Annotated in this window: 12 protein-coding genes and 2 tRNA genes; 8 read left to right on the top strand and 6 right to left on the bottom strand. The window is 60.3% G+C overall.

Annotated elements, in window-relative coordinates; all coding sequences use genetic code 11:
* Positions 1-8 precede the first annotated feature (8 nt).
* From ftsH to glmM, 3 genes are all read left to right on the top strand, one after another.
* Positions 9-1,913: an ATP-dependent zinc metalloprotease FtsH gene (gene ftsH, locus LNV28_RS16945; RefSeq protein ID WP_263517664.1), complete on the top strand. Its 1,905-nt coding sequence runs from the start codon at positions 9-11 to the stop codon at positions 1,911-1,913.
* Between the two features lie 131 nt (positions 1,914-2,044).
* Positions 2,045-2,875, top strand: coding sequence for a dihydropteroate synthase (gene folP, locus LNV28_RS16940; protein ID WP_263517513.1), 831 nt, complete (start codon positions 2,045-2,047; stop codon positions 2,873-2,875).
* Between the two features lie 67 nt (positions 2,876-2,942).
* Positions 2,943-4,274, top strand: coding sequence for a phosphoglucosamine mutase (gene glmM / locus LNV28_RS16935; RefSeq protein WP_263517512.1), 1,332 nt, complete (start codon positions 2,943-2,945; stop codon positions 4,272-4,274).
* A gap of 96 nt (positions 4,275-4,370) precedes the next feature.
* On the opposite strand, the gene LNV28_RS16930 is transcribed toward glmM, so the two are convergent.
* The 4 genes from LNV28_RS16930 to trxA form a co-directional block, all read right to left on the bottom strand.
* On the bottom strand, positions 4,371-6,020 hold the full coding sequence (locus LNV28_RS16930) for a glycosyltransferase family protein (RefSeq protein ID WP_263517511.1): 1,650 nt from the start codon (positions 6,018-6,020) through the stop codon (positions 4,371-4,373).
* Positions 6,021-6,189: 169 nt separating this feature from the next.
* Complete coding sequence (locus tag LNV28_RS16925; protein ID WP_263517510.1) at positions 6,190-6,447, bottom strand: type B 50S ribosomal protein L31; 258 nt, start codon at positions 6,445-6,447, stop codon at positions 6,190-6,192.
* Positions 6,448-6,606: 159 nt separating this feature from the next.
* Complete coding sequence (rho, locus tag LNV28_RS16920; protein WP_263517509.1) at positions 6,607-7,872, bottom strand: transcription termination factor Rho; 1,266 nt, start codon at positions 7,870-7,872, stop codon at positions 6,607-6,609.
* Between the two features lie 251 nt (positions 7,873-8,123).
* On the bottom strand, positions 8,124-8,453 hold the full coding sequence (gene trxA, locus LNV28_RS16915; protein WP_263517508.1) for a thioredoxin TrxA: 330 nt from the start codon (positions 8,451-8,453) through the stop codon (positions 8,124-8,126).
* Between the two features lie 287 nt (positions 8,454-8,740).
* Between trxA and LNV28_RS16910 the strand changes: the two genes are divergently transcribed.
* The 4 genes from LNV28_RS16910 to LNV28_RS16895 all read left to right on the top strand — a co-directional run bounded on the left by LNV28_RS16910 (position 8,741) and on the right by LNV28_RS16895 (position 12,373).
* A tRNA-Pro gene (locus LNV28_RS16910) sits at positions 8,741-8,817 on the top strand.
* 201 nt (positions 8,818-9,018) lie between these two features.
* The gene (locus LNV28_RS16905; protein ID WP_263517507.1) at positions 9,019-11,007 is read left to right on the top strand and encodes an OPT family oligopeptide transporter; all 1,989 of its coding nucleotides are present in this window, start codon (positions 9,019-9,021) and stop codon (positions 11,005-11,007) included.
* Between the two features lie 127 nt (positions 11,008-11,134).
* A tRNA-Arg gene (locus LNV28_RS16900) sits at positions 11,135-11,211 on the top strand.
* A 550-nt stretch (positions 11,212-11,761) separates the two neighbouring features.
* Complete coding sequence (locus tag LNV28_RS16895; RefSeq protein WP_263517506.1) at positions 11,762-12,373, top strand: hypothetical protein; 612 nt, start codon at positions 11,762-11,764, stop codon at positions 12,371-12,373.
* Between the two features lie 8 nt (positions 12,374-12,381).
* Here LNV28_RS16895 and LNV28_RS16890 read toward each other — a convergent pair whose 3' ends face one another.
* Positions 12,382-13,074, bottom strand: a complete 693-nt coding sequence (locus LNV28_RS16890) for a glutathione binding-like protein (RefSeq protein ID WP_263517663.1) — start codon at positions 13,072-13,074, stop codon at positions 12,382-12,384.
* A gap of 81 nt (positions 13,075-13,155) precedes the next feature.
* Here LNV28_RS16890 and LNV28_RS16885 point away from each other — a divergent pair, with 81 nt between their 5' ends.
* Entirely contained in the window at positions 13,156-13,899 is a 744-nt protein-coding gene (locus tag LNV28_RS16885) for a hypothetical protein (protein WP_263517505.1), read from the top strand.
* Positions 13,900-13,984: 85 nt separating this feature from the next.
* Here LNV28_RS16885 and LNV28_RS16880 read toward each other — a convergent pair whose 3' ends face one another.
* On the bottom strand, positions 13,985-14,689 hold the full coding sequence (locus LNV28_RS16880) for a Crp/Fnr family transcriptional regulator (protein ID WP_263517504.1): 705 nt from the start codon (positions 14,687-14,689) through the stop codon (positions 13,985-13,987).
* Positions 14,690-14,861: the final 172 nt, after the last annotated feature.

Below are 14,861 nucleotides of genomic sequence, written 5' to 3'. Positions count from 1 at the left end.
GAGTGGCGGTGAACAATCAGTGGTTCTCGAAAGTAGCGGTCTGGATAGTGATTGCCCTGGTGCTGTTCACCGTCTTCAAGCAATTCGACCGAGGCGTGGCCCAGGGCAGTGCCATGGGTTACTCGGAGTTTCTGGATGAAGTCCAGTCCGGGCGCATCAAGCAGGTGACCCTGCAAGAAGGCAATGGCGGGACCGACATCATTGCCGAGGGCTCGGACGGCAAGAAGATTCGCGTCACGGCCACTTACCTTGACCGCGGTCTGGTGGGTGACTTGCGCAACCATGGCGTCAAGTTCGACGTCAAGCCGCGCGAAGAGCCTTCCTTCCTGATCAGCATGTTGGTCAGCTGGGGCCCGATGCTGCTGCTGATCGGCGTTTGGATCTACTTTATGCGCCAGATGCAAGGCGGCGGCAAGGGCGGTGCGTTCAGCTTCGGCAAGAGCAAGGCCCGGATGCTGGACGAAGCGAATAACTCGACGACCTTTGCCGATGTGGCCGGTTGCGACGAGGCCAAGGAAGAGGTCAAGGAATTGGTCGATTTCTTGAAGGACCCGCAGAAGTTCCAGAAGCTGGGTGGTCGTATTCCGCGTGGCGTGTTGCTGGTGGGCCCACCGGGAACCGGCAAGACCTTGCTGGCCAAGGCCATCGCTGGTGAAGCCAAAGTGCCGTTCTTCAGCATCTCTGGTTCGGACTTCGTGGAAATGTTTGTCGGCGTCGGCGCAGCACGCGTGCGCGACATGTTCGAGCAGGCCAAGAAGAGTGCGCCCTGCATCATCTTTGTCGATGAAATCGATGCGGTCGGCCGCCACCGTGGTGCTGGCCTGGGCGGTGGCAACGACGAACGCGAGCAGACCCTGAATCAGATGTTGGTTGAGATGGATGGCTTCGAGACCAACCTCGGCGTCATCGTGATGGCTGCCACCAACCGCCCTGACATTCTGGATCCGGCGCTCTTGCGTCCGGGTCGTTTTGACCGCCAGGTTTATGTGACGCTGCCCGATGTGCGGGGCCGTGAGCAGATTCTCAATGTGCACATGCGTAAAGTGCCAGTCGGTCAGGACATCCGCGCCGACATTCTGGCGCGCGGCACGCCCGGTTTCTCGGGCGCCGATCTGGCCAATCTCGTCAATGAGGCGGCCTTGTTTGCGGCTCGCCGAAGCGGCCGCGTGGTCGAGATGGTCGACTTCGAGAAGGCCAAGGACAAGATCATGATGGGCCCAGAGCGCAAGTCCATGGTCATGCCCGAAGAGGAGCGCAAGAACACGGCTTATCACGAAGCCGGTCATGCCCTGGTGGCGCGCTTGATGCCCAAGACCGACCCGGTTCACAAGGTCACCGTGATTCCGCGTGGCCGTGCTCTGGGCGTGACCATGCAGTTGCCTGAAGGTGATCGCTACAGTCTGGACAAGGAGCGCATGCTCAGCACGATCTCCGTGCTGTTCGGCGGTCGTATCGCTGAAGAAGTGTTCATGAATCAGATGACCACGGGTGCCAGCAATGACTTCGAGCGAGCCACTGCGATCGCACGTGACATGGTGACCCGCTACGGCATGACAGACGAGCTGGGCCCTATGGTCTACGCTGAGAACGAGGGTGAAGTGTTCCTGGGCCGCTCGGTGACCAAGACCACCAGCATGTCGGAAGAGACCATGCGCAAGGTTGACAGCGTGATCCGCCGCATCATCGACGAGCAGTATGCGATTGCCCGTAAGCACATCGAGGACAACCAGGACAAGATGCACGCCATGGCAAAGGCCTTGCTGGAATGGGAAACCATCGATGCCGATCAGATCGACGACATCATGGGCGGAAAGCCGCCGCGCACACCCAAGGACTGGACGCCTCCTTCGGGCGGCAAGACCGAGCCCGCAGCGCCGGCGGTCAGCGCTGACGGAGCAGCTGCCGCAGCTTGAACGAATTGCGGCACCGATAGTCGCAGCGGATCGCTGTGTTCATCGGACCGGAGCGAGTTGAAGCAAGGGTCAGCCTGAAAGGGCCGACCCTTTTTTCTTGTGTTGGAGTCCAAGTCTTTGAGTTCAGCGTCATGAAATGGCAGACCTCACGGTTCCAGATCGACTTGCAGCGCCCGCAGGTGATGGGCATCGTCAATGTCACACCGGACTCCTTTTCAGACGGTGGGCAGCATGCCCATGCGCGTCAGGCGATTCTGCATTGCCAACGTCTGGTGGAAGAGGGGGTCGATATTCTCGATATTGGCGGTGAGTCAAGTCGACCGGGTGCGACGCGCCTCAGTGATGCCGAAGAATGGTCGCGGGTGGAAGCGGTGCTGCGCGAGGCCCTGACGCTTGGCGTGCCGGTGTCCATTGACACCTGCAAACCCGTGCTGATGCAGCGTGCGCTTGATCTCGGGGTGGACATCATCAATGACATTCAGGCCTTGCGGGCCGAAGGCGCGCTGAGCGCAGTGCGAGCGCATCCCCGGGCCGGTGTCTGTCTTATGCATATGCGCGGCGACTCCGGCAGCATGCAGGGACTGGTGGACTATGCGGATCTTGTCGGCGAGGTGGCGAGCTTCCTCGCTGAGCGTGCCTCTGTGCTTCGAGCTGCCGGTATTGATGCCGACCGTATCGTCTTGGATCCAGGTTATGGTTTCGCCAAGACCAGCGAGCAGAATTTTCAGTTGCTTGCCCGGCAGTCTGAGCTGATGGGTTTGGGCTACCCCTTGCTGATTGGTTGGTCGCGCAAGCGTGCTTTGGGTGATTTGACCAGCAGGCCCGTGGAGCAGCGGCTTGCGGGCAGTCTGGCTGCGGCACTGGCCGGCGTGGCACGTGGTGCGCGCGTGCTGCGTGTGCACGATGTAGCTGCCACGGTGGACGCGATCAAGGTGTGGCAGGCGGTTTCGAGCCGCGCGTGAATCGGTGGTGCAGTTGCTTCGGCGACTGACCGACAATAGAGAATTGTCTTTCAGGAGGGTGCTCACAATGAGCCGCAAGTATTTTGGTACCGATGGTATTCGTGGCACGGTTGGCCAGGCGCCAATCACGCCGGACTTCATGCTGCGCCTTGGGCATGCGGTCGGTCAGGTTTTGCGCAAGAAGTCGAGCCGCCCTAGCGTTCTGATTGGTAAGGACACCCGTATTTCCGGCTACATGATCGAGTCGGCTTTGGAAGCCGGCTTTGCTTCGGCGGGCGTCGATGTGCAGTTGACTGGGCCTCTGCCGACGCCTGGCGTGGCCTATCTGACCCGGGCATTGCGGCAGGATTTGGGCGTGGTCATCAGCGCCTCGCACAACCCATTTGCCGACAACGGCATCAAGTTCTTTTCGGCCAAGGGTGAGAAGCTGCCCGATGCCTGGGAGCTCGCCGTAGAGGCTGCATTGGAGGAGCCTCCTACCTGGATTGACTCCGCCAATTTGGGGCGTGCCCGACGCATCGGTGATGCCCGTGGCCGCTATATTGAGTTCTGCAAAAACAGCTTCGGTTCGGATCTGACCCTTAAGGGTTTGAAGATCGTGGTTGATGCGGCGAACGGCGCGGCCTATCACGTGGCGCCCGACGTCTTCCATGAGTTGGGCGCCGAGGTGATTTCGATCGGCTGCAGCCCCGACGGCTTCAATATCAATGCCGGTTTCGGCGCGACTTCACCCGCCGCCTTGGTCAAGGCAGTTCATGAGCATGGCGCGCATTACGGCGTCGCTCTGGACGGTGATGCCGATCGCCTGCAATTGGTTGATGCTCAAGGGCGCCTCTACAACGGCGATGAGCTGCTTTACGTCATGGTGGCCGACCGACTGTCTCAAGGCTTGCATGTGCCGGGAGCGGTGGGCACGCTGATGACCAATATGGCCGTCGAGCTGGCCCTTCGTTCGCGCGATGTCGACTTCGTCCGCGCCAAGGTGGGGGATCGTTATGTTCTGGAGGAACTCAGCGCGCGCGGCTGGCAGTTGGGTGGTGAGGGCTCGGGTCATCTGCTGGCCTTGGACAAGCACACCACAGGTGACGGCATTGTCAGCGCGCTCTTGATCTTGCAAGCGATCAGCCGCACGGGGCAGTCTTTGTCCGATCAATTGGCGGCGGTGACTTTGTTCCCGCAGACCATGATCAATGTGCGCTTGCAGCCTGGGCAGGATTGGCGCAGCAATGCCCATCTGGCGCGCGAGCAGGCGGAAGTGACGGCCGAACTCGGCGATCGTGGTCGCGTGCTGATTCGTGCGTCGGGCACCGAACCCTTGTTGCGTGTGATGGTGGAGGCCAGTGATGCTGCCCTGGCGCAACAGAGTGCACTGCGTTTGGTCGAGGCCGTCAAGGCTTGAGGCTGCTCGCTGCCCGCGTCTGTCATTGAAAGAAGGCCTCTGCAGATTTGATCTGCAGAGGCCTTTTTGTTGAGGCGCCCGGGACCTGGTAAGGCCTCAGATTCGTTTCAGGACCACGAATCCATTGGTCTTGTCTGAGGGGCGTCGCACGGCTGCAACCAAGGTCCAGCCGCTGGCAATTTCGATTGCATTGCTTTGTATGGCGTAGCTGCATGCGGTTTGCTGCAAGGTCTTGTCGGCCTCCACATGCCAACGGCCCTGGAATTGCAGTGCTGCCAAGGTGGCCAGGGATTGGTCGGGCGCGGCCACGCAATTGATATCGGCTGGCAGGTGCGCACGCAGCCGCTCTACCAAAGGGCCGTTGCTGCGGATGAAATCCAAGGGCGGGAGCAGCAAGGTCATGATCAACAGCCAGCTCAGGCTGACGCCACCGGCTGGCAAGACCAGGCTTTTCCAAAGTGCATGCTGATGCCGGGCTGTGCGCCAGCGCACCAAGGCGATCCAGGCCGCTGTGGCCAGGGTGGCCAACAGCAAGGCCAGAGGATTGAAACTTGGCTCGAAGCTATCTCCTAGGCCCAAACGGCGCAAATTGCTCATGGGAGTGCGCGGCCAGCCCAGGTGCATGGAGACGTAGTGCAGCCAGAACAGCAGGGTCCAGGCGCTGAAGAAGAAGACCGAAAACCAATCCATGGCAGCGGCAATGCCGCGCTGCAAGGTCGGTAAGGCAAAGCTGGCCAGCACGGCCATGGCCGGCAGGCTGAGCAAGAGTGCACGGTCCGATCCGCCCATAAGCACACTTGTCAGCAAAGGCACCAGTGCCGCAACGAGGGGCAGCAAGATATGCCGACCCTGCCAATGAGCGCGCCAGCGCCACAGTGTCCACAGCGACATGGGCCAGACGGGCCAGCAGAACCAAGCGAGCAGGCTCAAGTTGCGTTGGGCTTGATCCCAATCTAGCGTGCCTTTCAGGCGCCAGGCCCAGGCATTGAATTCCCAAGCGCTCAAAGCGGCCAGCCCGCCGGCAGCAAGCAGCCATGGCGTCAGGCTGCGCACTTCGGAGAAGCGTGAGCGTTGGCACAGCCAAGCGCCGATGCCGGATAAGGCGAGAGCGACCGCCGGCGCGCCACTGGCTGCCAAGATGGGCAGTGCAAACAGACTGGCCCAGCGAGCCTTGGTGGCCCGATAAGGCGCGGCAGCCAAACCGTAGAGGTAGATGCTGATGGCCAGTAGCTGCAGGAGTTCGGGCGTGGTTTCATGACCCAGTTGCAGCAAGCCCAAAGTCGCAATCAAAGCCAGCACAGAACCATCGGCGAGTGCACGGGCGTAGTCCACTGCCTGGGCTTCTCCGCCGAAGGCAAAAGCGACCGGCTGTGCTGCATCGGTGCGCGCCAAGTGAAAGCAGCTGTACCAGACCAGCACCAGCACCAGCGCAAGGATCAGTGCATAGGGTAGGCGGGCCGCAAATGCGGCGTCGGCAAAAGGCATGGCCTTGATCGCCAGTGCGCCGATCCAGTAGGGCAGGGGGCCGCCCTCGGCCGGAATGCCGGCAATGGCCGGCTGCCACCACGGGGCGCTGCCTTGGGCGATGCTGGCCATGAAGCCGAATGCACTCAGGTCGGCATTGCGCCATGGGTCGCGGCCAAACAGTCCAGGCAGGACATAGGCTGCGCAGAACAGGATCAGGGCCAGTCGGGGCAGACGTTGGGCGCTGCGTTCGGCAACGATGGCGGGGGTTGGGCGGTTCACTCGTGGGGCGGGCTGGAAGTTTCTTGAATTCGGATCATGCCGCAGAACCGCCAAACCAAGTGGCGCCTGCGCACTCGTCGTCGGTAAAGTACTTTGCCTCTGGGCCTATGCAGACAGGCATGAAAAAAGGCAGCCGCAGCTGCCTTTTGTGTCTTCGGCCCGCTTGGGCTTACTTCTTGGCAAAGCCCGCAAACTTGTTGCGGAACTTTTCGACACGACCGCCCAGGGAGTCGATGCTCTTCTGCGTGCCGGTGTAGAAGGGATGCGATTCGCTGGTGGTTTCCAGCTTGACCAGCGGCACTTCGCGGCCGTCGTCGAGCTTGGTGGTTTCCTTGCTGGTCACGGTCGAACGCGTGATGAACTTGAAACCGTTGGACTGATCCACGAAGCAAACGTCGCGGTAGTTGGGGTGAATGCCGTCTTTCATGAGAGACCTCTCGCTTTGCGCTGACGTGCCGGGAGCCAAGTCGCACCATGCGACGCACTTTCCGACAGCGACAAAAACGCGGATTATAGCAATATTTTTTGGATGCCGACCCCAGGGTCGGCTCGGCGCCCGCGTCTGCGGGCCTGGGTCCAGCAAGCTTTAACCGCCTCGACGCATCATGTCGAAGAAATCAAGGTTGTTCTTGGTGGACTTCATCTTGTCCAGCACGAACTCCATCGCCTCGATCTCGTCCATGTTGTAGAGCAGCTTGCGCAAGATCCAGCTCTTTTGCAGGATCTCGGGCTTGAGCAGCAGCTCTTCGCGGCGGGTGCCGGACTTGTTGATCAGGATCGAAGGGTAGACGCGCTTTTCGGCCATGCGGCGATCCAGATGGATTTCGCAGTTGCCCGTGCCCTTGAATTCTTCGTAGATCACTTCGTCCATGCGGCTGCCGGTGTCGATCAGCGCGGTGCCGATGATGGTCAGCGAGCCGCCTTCTTCCACCTTGCGAGCGGCGCCGAAGAAGCGCTTGGGGCGCTGCAGCGCGTTGGCGTCGACGCCGCCGGTCAGCACCTTGCCTGAGGACGGCAGGACGTTGTTATAGGCGCGGGCTAGGCGGGTGATGGAATCAAGCAGGATGATCACGTCCTTCTTGAGTTCGACCAGGCGCTTGGCGCGCTCGATCACCATTTCGGCCACTTGCACGTGGCGGGCAGCCGGCTCGTCGAAGGTGGAGCTGATCACTTCGCCGCGCACGGTGCGGATCATCTCGGTCACTTCTTCGGGGCGCTCGTCCACCAGCAGCACGATCAGGTGGGACTCGGGATGATTGGCCACCAGCGCATGCGCGATGCTCTTCATCATCTCGGTCTTGCCGGTCTTGGGCTGGGCGACGATCAGGGCGCGTTGGCCTTTGCCGATGGGGGCAATCAGGTCGATGATCCGGCCGGTGATGTTTTCTTCGCCCTTGAAGTTGTCGCGCTCGAGCTTGAACGGTTCCCTGGGAAACAGGGGTGTCAAGTTCTCGAACATGATCTTGTGCTTGCTCTCCTCGGGCGTCAGTTCATTGACGCGGTCGACTTTGACCAGGGCAAAGTAGCGCTCGCCGTCTTTGGGGACGCGCACTTCGCCTTCGATCATGTCGCCGGTATGGAGGTTGAAGCGGCGAATCTGGCTCGGGCTCAGGTAGATGTCATCGGTCGATGCCATATAGCTGTCGTCGATGGATCGCAGGAAGCCGAAGCCATCCGGCAGCACTTCGAGCACGCCGTTGCCGAACACTTGCTCGCCAGCTTTGGCGCGCTTTTTCATGATCGCAAACATCAGCTCCTGCTTGCGCATGCGAGCGACGTTATCGATCTCCAGCTCTTCGCCCATCTTGATGAGTTCGGAGACGTGAAGCGCTTTCAGTTCGGAAAGATGCATGGGTGAACACCCGGTAGGTCGTCAGGGTCCTGCCAAGGACCGGGGACTTAAAACTTCGGCGGCAAGCGCAAATCGCCCTGCAAGCCACGCCAACGGCACAGAAACAGCCAGCGGAACTGCGAATACGAAAAACGAGGGAGCTTGGGCGCCGAGTCCACGCGCCAAAACCGTCGATGCGGCCAGGGCGTGTTGGCAATTCACTGTTGCCGCGAGCCGGGATTCGGGTGGTCGCGGCAACAGATTGGTGGTGATTATAGGTTAGCGTCCAGGAAGGCCGTCAATTGAGCCTTGGACAAGGCGCCCACCTTGGTGGCGGCCAGCTGTCCGTCCTTGAATAACATGAGCGTGGGGATGCCGCGGATGCCGAACTTGGCGGGAACTTCGCGGTTCTCGTCAACGTTCATTTTGGTGACTTGCAGGCGATCGCCATAGTCCTTGGAGACTTCGTCCAGGATCGGGGCGATCATCTTGCATGGGCCGCACCATTCTGCCCAATAGTCGACCAGCACGGGCTTGCCGGCTTGAATCACGTCGGCGTCAAAGGATGCGTCGGAAATGTGTTTGATCAGTTCGCTGCTCATGGAATGTCCTTGGACGAGGTCTCGGCGGGGTGCCGACAGAAGTCCAGTCAGGGCTGGCTTGAATGTCGCAAGATTTTGACACAAAGCCTCCTGGTCCGTGAGTCGCGGTCAATTGCGCAGTCCGGCTAGCGTCCGAGGGTTGCGTTCTTATTGGCTGTGGATTGAAACGCCTGACATAACGAGGCTATTGGGCGGATAAAGTTTTGCCTGCAAACCAGGGGGTAGAAGAATTGTTTGGTCATGTTCCCTGTGGTGATGAATTTTCAGGCTAGAATGGCTGTCTTAGTCGGGGCGTAGCGCAGCCTGGTAGCGCATCTGCTTTGGGAGCAGAGGGTCGCGAGTTCGAATCCCGCCGCCCCGACCAAGACCTTTTCGAGCAACCCGCTGCAAGCACCCGCTTGCAGCGGGTTTTTTCGTTGTGCAAAGGGTATGCGAAGACCCCGGGTGTAGGACGTGTTCTATGGGGTAGCCCTGGGTTATCTCGCCTTCACTGCGTGCAGTTCGAACCTGAGAATTGCGCCCTTCGTGGCCTTACCGGGCCAGCCAACCAAGAAGAATCTCTGTCATGGCAATTCAACAACTGACCGACGAACAGATCAGGACCTGGACGCGCGCCCAAAAGGACGAGTGGTGGTTCAAGAACGTTTTTCGTGGTGATATGCCGCAGCTCACCTTGCGCTCGGCCATGACCGGTTTTCTGCTTGGTGCCGTTCTCGCGGCGACTGCCCTGTACATCGGAGGCAAGACGGGCATCGGCATCGGTGTCGGCTTGACTTCCGTGATCCTGTCGTTTGCTTTGTTCCGCGCGCTGCACGGTGCCGGCCTGGCCAAGGATTACACGATTCTCGAGAACAACTGTACGCAGTCCATTGCCACTGCGGCTGGCTATGTGGTCGCGCCCTTGTACTCGAGTCTGGCGGCTTACATGCTGATCACAGGGCGCATCATTCCCTGGTGGCAGATGATGATCTGGATGGCGGTAACGTCGATTCTCGGCGTGCTGGTGGCTTTCCCGATGAAGCGGCGCTTCATCAACGATGAGCAACTTCCTTTCCCTGAAGGCCGTGCGAGCGGCGTGGTGTTGGATGCGCTCTATACCGGCGATGCGGCGACGGGCATTTACAAGGCTCGTCTGCTAGGCGCGGTCGCCGGGTTCACCGCTCTCTATCAGGCCCTGGTCAGCGATGGCTGGATGAAGCTGCTCCAATTCAAGATCCTGCGCATGGATCAATGGGCGGGCATGAAAGAGCCTTGGTATTTCCATGAGCGCTTGGATACCTACTATTACCAAGCGGCCGTGAAGGCTGAGTTGTGGATTCCCAAGATTCTGGGCACCGATTTCCGTGTGCTCGGCCTTCGCCTGACCTTGGATGCCGCCATGATTGGCGTGGGCGGCCTGATGGGTATCGCGGTTGCCACCAGTTGCTTGTTGGGCGCGTTCATCAATTTCGGGATCCTGGCCCCACTGATGATTCAGGCCGGTGATATTGCCCCGCGGGTTAGCCCGACCGGAGTTGTCGTTCCGCTGGGTCGTGCCGAGATCGTCAATCAATGGTCCCTGTGGTGGGGTGTGACGATGATGGTGGTCGGCTCGCTGACCAGTTTGCTGGCCAAGCCGGAGCTGTTCACCAGTTTGATCAAAGGCAAGCCTAAGGGGGCGGCTGCAGCCGTCAAGGGCCCCGATCTGTTGGCGAATATTGAGGTGCCATTGTGGGTGTCGTACGTCGGTATTCCGGTGTTCAGCCTACTGGGAGCTTGGGTGACGCATCTGTTCTTTGGCGTGCCCATGTTCCTGGCACTGGTGTCTTTGCCTTTGATCTTTGTGTTGACGATCATTTGCGCCAACTCCATGGCGCTGACTTCCTGGACGCCGACCGGCGCGCTGTCCAAGATCACCCAGTTCTCCATGGGTGCGATTGACCGCAGCAACCCGGCCAGCAATTTGCTGCCGGCCGGCATGACCTCAGAAATCGCTTCGAATGCGGCCAACCTGCTGTCCGACATCAAGCCCGGCTACATGCTGGGCGGCAAGCCGCGTCACCAGGTGATTGGTCATGTGATCGGCATCTTTGCTGGCCTGGCTGCGTGCGTGCCCTTGTATTTCCTGCTGTTCCTGCCTGCCGATGCGTCCGGTGTGCGTTCGACGACCACGCTGGTGACTGAGCAGTTTGCGATGCCCGCTGCATTGCAGTGGAAGGGTGTGGCGGAGTTGATTGCCAAGGGCATTCAGGGGCTGCCGCAATCGGCGGTGGTGGCCATGATCGTGGCTGCTCTGAGTGCTTTCGCGATTGAGGTGGCCCGCATTGTCACCAAGGGCCGCTTCCCCTTGTCGGCAGTTTCCATCGGTCTTGGTGTGGTGCTGCCACCTGAATCGGTGTTCGCCATGTGGGTCGGTGCCTTGCTCTTCTGGGTGATGGGCTTGCGTAACAAGAAGCCGGGCAGCTCTGGCCACCGTTTCTGGGTCGAGGGTTGCGAATCCATCTGTGCTGGCTTGATTTCCGGTGCGGCCTTGATGGGCATTGGCAACGCCATCGTCAACGTGCTGCTGGCCTGAGTGCTGCATAGACCGCGCAGTCCGAGTGCATGGCGCTTTGGGCTGCGTGGCACAATCGCGGCCCGCACTGAGGACCTGTTGCCCATGTGCATCGGGCGGGTCTTGCACCCTGCGTAAATTCCTTCCTCCGACCATAGCTCAACTGGATAGAGCACCCGCCTTCTAAGCGGGCGGTTGCAAGTTCGATTCTTGCTGGTCGGGCCACTTCTTGCGCTTGCGCCTTGTTTCAGTTTCGTTGAGTCGCGAGATTCTTCTGTTTTTGCGATTGCCTGCTCGCTAACTTCGCGGCGCGCGCACGAAAATCCCGCTGAATACCGGCGCCCTAGGGTTTTCCTTGCCCTCTCATCTCGCTTGAATTGAAATTTGACGCCGAATTCCTGCGTTTTTGGGTGTGATTTGCTTTCGCAAGGGTTGCATCTTGCGTGTTACAGAACGTAAAGTAAGCAGCACAAAACGAGGGAAGCGACGCGCCTTGATGTGCTCGCACGGAGGGGAGCGGGGCGGGTCTGAACGGACCTGTCTCGCAGCCCAGGGGGAATGGCTTGGAACGCATGCGGGCCTCAATGCCTGTTTTGGATGTGATTCCTTGTGAGCTGGCGGCGCCCTTGTGGCGCCGCTTTGCTTTGCTCCATCGCCTCGGCTTCGGCGGCCGGTGCTTGGTCTGTTGGATTCAATTGTTAGACTCGCCGGAAAGTGTTGCCTTGCAACTCCCACTTTGGGCCCGAAAACCTGGATCGTCCTTCTGCGCAGCACCATGAGTCGTCATGAAACCCGCCAGCGCTTGCTGCTGCCCGTTTGTGCTGGCGTGGCGATGCTGGCTCTGTTGACCCTGTCACCTGCCGTGCGAGCTCAGGCGGCGGATTGCCTGATGGTGTTCGGCCATGGGCGCAACTACGAGCCCGCCATGGCGGCACAGAATGCGCAGTGGGACCAAGTCAATTTGCGCTTCAACCGGCAGGTGGTGGAGGTGTTGAATCAGGCGGCTCGACCGGCTCACGGCATGGTGCTTCAGGTGGCCGCCGTAGACTTGGCCCGCAACTTGGGGCTGCTGCTCACTGAAGCCGAGCAACGTGGCTGCGCCCAGGTTTTGGAAACCACGGTGTTCGCCGATGCGGAGTCCGCGACATTCAAAGCCCGGCTGCGCCTGTATCCCGTCCTCGGCTTGAAAGGGCCGCGTGCGGCCGACGCCGGCCTGAGCATCGGCCAAGCGCTCTACACCAATGAGCGTGGATTCGAACTCAGTGCACGCAGCCTGGAGCGGCTGCGCCCAGAACTGCTGGCCCGGGCCATGACCGAAGAGTTCCTGGCGGCTCGGTCTCAGGCCACGCTGCCCGAGGGGCAGGCTGCATCCGATCGGCAGCAATGATGATGCCTTCAGCGCCGGCGGTATTGACTCTTGCCGAACAAGGTTTCGCGAGCTTTGTCATCGAGCAGCGGTCGGCGTTGTTCCTCAAGCACGCCCAGCCCGCGTTGCACGGCGGGCCGAGCGGCGATCTCGTCAAACCAGCCCTTGAGATGTGGGAACTCCGACAGTTGCACACCTTGGTTTTTCCAGCTGCGCAGCCAGGGAAAAATGGCCATGTCGGCAATGCTGTAGGCTGGGCCCCCAAGGTAGCGACTGGCCGCCAATCGCTTGTTCATGACGCCGTACAAGCGCTGCGCCTCCTGGCTGTAGCGCTCGATCGCGTAGTCGATCTTTTCCGAGGCGTAGATGCGAAAGTGGTGCGCCTGTCCGAGCATGGGGCCTACGCTGCCCATCTGGAACATCAACCACTGCAGCACTTCATACTTGCCCGCGGTATCGGCGGGCAGGAATTTACCGGTCTTGCCCGCGAGGTAAAGCAGGATGGCACCCGATTCGAACAGATGAATCGGCCGGCCATCCGGGCCTTCGCTGTCGGTGATCGCCGGGATCTTGTTGTTCGGGCTAATGGCCAAGAAAGCGGCTTCAAATTGGGCGCCGCTGCCGATATCCACAGGGATCACCCGATAGGGCAGTCCGCATTCTTCCAACATGATGTGAACCTTGTGGCCATTGGGTGTGGGCCATGAATACACTTCAATCATTTGGGTTCTCCACCTTGGCCAGACGGTCGATGCAGACCGCATCGGGTCGCAGCTCTGGCAATTGCCGCATTGTGCTAGCTCATGTTTTTTAAGCAAGTCAAACACTGGTTTGTGGCCCGCTCCAACGCAGCACGGTGGCGGCCCATCCATGATTGGTCGGAGAGCCGCAGTGCTCAGTTCCGACTGACGCGCGACGGCCGGGGCTTTGTGATCGAGCAGCCCAAGGCCTTGCCTGGAGGTCTGCGCATCGAGTGGGGGGCTTCGCAGCGGGGCTACATCAAAGGCAATGAGCTGCGCATGCGCTGCGAACTTCGCCTGCACAGTGACCTGCAGATGATGGTCTTGTGCCGTCAGCTGATGGATGCCTTGGAGTCCACGGTCTTCGAAGCCTACACGGACACCCTCAAGACCCGCGTCGATACCGACACACCCGAGGAGATGCGTTGGCTGGTGATGTTCCCCAAGGTCAGTCAGATCAGTTCCAAGCTGGTGCGCCAGCGCTTTGGCGCGATCGGCGTCAACAAAGACCTGACTGCCGCTTGGCTGGAGGGTGAGTTCAGTGAAGTGCTGGCTCAGGCCAGTCAGGATTTGCTGCCCGAGGGGCATCCTTTTGTGCTGATGACCATGCGAGGCAACGCCTATCTGCGTACTGCCATGGAGCAGCCCAGCCTGGCGGTGATTCAGGGCTTGCTCAAGGTGCTGGAGTCAGCTTGCCGTGAAGCACAGCGCATCAACGGCCGCTTGTCCGACAGCGGCCCTTGGCCCACCACCACCTCGATTGCCTGGCAGTCTTCGCGGCCGGAAGAGGATCACAGCCGGTCTTGACGGCGGAACTTGGGGTGATCCAGGTTCGGCCCGTTCTGACAAGAGGAGCCCAGCGCTGGGCCTTGGTCTGCTGGCCGGATCGTCCTCAGCGGTGGGCAATTGCCAGCAATTTCTCGCGGTTCAGCACGACCAGTCGTGTGGGCTCGACCCTCACCGCGCCTTCGCGCTCGAAACTCTTGAGCTCTTGATTCACGCGTTGACGCGAGGCGCCCAGCAGCTGAGCCAGGTCTTCTTGAGCGAGCTGCAGCCCAATACGGATTTCATCGCCCTGGAGCTCTCCGTATGAGCGCGCCAGAAAGAGGATTTGCTTGGCCAGACGCGATGCCAGCGGGCGCGTGTTGAGATCTTCCACCATGTCAAACATCAGGCGCAGACGGCGGCAGTTCAGGCGTAGAAGCGCCTCATAGAGTTCGGTGTGGCGCTGCAGCAGCTCCTTGAAGTCGGGTTTGCGCATGACCAGCAAGGTCGTCTCGCCGTGCACGCTGGCGTCATGCGTGCGAGGCAATCCATCAAACAGTGAGATGTCGCCGAACCAGGTTCCAGGCTCCACATAGGTCAGCGCGATTTGCTTGCCTGCCAAGGAAACTGAGCTGACACGCACGGCGCCCTTGGCGACCGCCATCCATTCTTCGGCGGGCTCGCCGCGGCAAGACAGCAAAGCACCGTCGTGCAGGCGTCTGACTGAGGCGCGGGCGAGGATGTCGCTGCGCAAAGCGGCCGACAGCTTGGAGAACCAGGGGCCGGAGTCGATGTTGTGGCGTTCAAGCTGTGTGAGGGCCGAGCTGTTCATGGTGGATTACTGACGTGATGACGGGGTTCCGTCGTCTGGCCCGACATTGTCTATGAGGGCGAGGGTGAGCTTCTTTGAGATGAAAAGGACGAGCGGCAAGTTTGGGCACGAGGTTCGCAAATAGCTGGTTGAAGCCCGGCTGTTTCGCGGTTTCATCGGGTCCGCTCGAGGG

It is taken from the genome of Paucibacter sp. DJ2R-2, assembly GCF_025717675.1.
Classification (GTDB): Bacteria; Pseudomonadota; Gammaproteobacteria; order Burkholderiales; family Burkholderiaceae_C; genus Paucibacter_A.
This window is presented reverse-complemented; position numbering and strand designations above follow the sequence as displayed.